This window comes from Ferruginibacter sp., assembly GCF_031430955.1.
GTDB lineage: Bacteria > Bacteroidota > Bacteroidia > Chitinophagales > Chitinophagaceae > Ferruginibacter.
The window spans coordinates 1-2,219 of sequence record NZ_JANPCM010000459.1 but is presented as its reverse complement, the minus strand read 5'-3'; the positions used below and the strand labels follow the sequence as shown (position 1 = coordinate 2,219).

At 36.6% G+C, this 2,219-nt stretch carries 3 protein-coding genes; all 3 read right to left on the bottom strand.

Features of this window, described 5'->3' with window-relative positions; translation table 11 throughout:
• Window positions 1-578: NAD-dependent epimerase/dehydratase family protein (locus ACY65O_RS12675; protein WP_462221225.1), on the bottom strand; the 578-nt coding region annotated here is incomplete at its 3' end.
• Window positions 579-664: 86 nt separating this feature from the next.
• The gene (locus tag ACY65O_RS12670) at window positions 665-1,285 is read right to left on the bottom strand and encodes an acetyltransferase (RefSeq protein ID WP_462221224.1); all 621 of its coding nucleotides are present in this window, start codon (window positions 1,283-1,285) and stop codon (window positions 665-667) included.
• Window positions 1,286-1,408: 123 nt separating this feature from the next.
• The coding region (locus ACY65O_RS12665; RefSeq protein ID WP_462221223.1) for an acetyltransferase at window positions 1,409-2,219 on the bottom strand (811 nt) is incomplete at its 5' end.

Genomic DNA, 2,219 nt, shown 5'->3' with positions numbered 1-2,219 from the left:
CGGGTAAATTCGTTTACGGTTAAATCAAAACGTATCCGTGGAGAAAAACCATACACTGTACTAAAACGTAAAGCAGTGCTGCACATTTTGGTATCTTTTCTTTCCAGCATTATATAATTTTCAAACTTAACTTTTAACTCTGCGTATAAGCTTACGGGGTTTAGTTCGGAGGTTTCGGTAACAAAAGAATCCGGATCGGACATTTTACCATAATTGCTGCAGGTACTTGCAAAAACAAAACGTTTTACACCAGCTTTTTCCGCTGCTTCAAATAATGCAACGCTTCCATCCCAGTTGGTGGTTTTAGCGTCGTCGCTAAATTTTTTGCAGGCGGGGTCGCCTACAATTGCGGCCAAATGTGCAATAGCATCAATACCTTCGATTGCTTTTTCTACATCTGCTGTATTTCTAACATCGCCTTTTAAAAATTCAAAATTGGGGTTAAGCATTACATCATACAATGCATCTCCCCCAAAATTTAAATTATCAAAGGCTCTAACCTGGTATCCTTTATCTAATAATTGACGAACTAAAACAGAGCCAATGTATCCGGCTCCACCGGTAACTAAAACCTTCATAAGTATGTATTTTTTTGCGTGGCAAAGGTAAGGGAAACAGCCTTAAGAAAGAAGATTATGGAGCAATTATGAAAGTAAATACACTATTAAGATTTTACTAAAATTCTTGCCGGGTTGCCTACCACTTTTACATTATCAGGCACATTTTTTACAACAACAGAACCAGCGCCTACAATTGCATTTTTACCAATGATGATACCCTCACGAACTACAGACTTTGCGCCTACAAAAGAGTTCTCCCCAACTTTTACATTACCACATAAAACTGCACCGGGACCAATGTGTGCAAAGTCACCAACCTCACATTCATGTTCTATTATGCTGAAGGTATTGCATATTGAACCTGTACCAATTTTTGCAAATGCATTGATGGTTACGTTCGGTGCAATCATTACGCCATGAGAAGCAATTTGCACGGTATGATCAATAACACCTGTTGGGTGAATGGCATTTACCGGAAGTAAACCTCTTAAGGCCAGGTTGTCAAAAATATTCCTGCGAATAGTGTTGTTACCAGTAGCAATAAAAAAATCATCCCGGGTTAACGCTTTAATACCAGTTTCCGACATTTCTTTTCCAAAATATTTTAGTGAAAGAGGGTTAAATGTTTTTTCTTCATTATCGCAATAACCTGTAGTTTTTATACCAAGGGCATGAAGAATTCCATTAATAACATATGAGTGGCCGGAGTATCCTATAAGTATCATAAAATTGGATTTTTTATTTATGCCGGATAAATTGTTTTTGTAATGGTACTTATTCCGGCATAACTAACTGATAACGTACAGAAAGGTTAATTATTGTACTCTAAAAAACGTAACTATTTAGTTTTAGACAGGTTGTGCAGGATTACCCGCCACCACTGTGTTATCGGGAATATCTTTTAGCACATTTGCATTGTTGGATATAATTACTTCTGAGCCGATAATAACACCAATATAAACAGTAGCACCCATGCCCACTATTGAATTTTTACCTATATAAACATTGCCAGCCAGTATTGCCCCGGGAGTAATATGAATATTTTCTTCCAAATAACAATCGTGGCTTATAACACAGCCGGAGTTAATGATACAATTAGGGTTTATTCTTACTTCGCTGCCAATAATTGCGCCAGCCATTACCTGGCAACCTTCGGCTATGGAAGCAGAGGGTTCGCAAATTGCCCGAGGATGAATGATAGCAGGAATATGGTAACCAATCTTTTTTAAACGGTTAAATATTTCTGTTCTTTTAGAAAGTTTTTTTAATGACCCAATTCCTATCACCGCAAATCTTACTCCTTCTGCAAAATATTTTTCCAAAACTTCTTCATCTGTACCTAATACGGGAACGTTCATTACATTTTTATTATCTGTGCTGTTAGAGGTGGCTCCAACAATATCAAATAAATTATTTTGCCTGATAATATCAATACAAATTTTTGCATGGCCCCCTGCGCCAATAATTATCAGTTTGGGGCGTCCCGAAGAAAAATCGTTTTTTGCTTTTGGCAAATTATTTTTTAATGTTGCTTCAACATCTTCTTTTGTTACTAATTTTTTTCCGGCAAAAACGGTAATATCAATATTATTTTTTTCTATCAGCTCCATTGCAGATTTAGAAATACGGATTCCTTTTGTATCTGCAACAGAAGTTTCA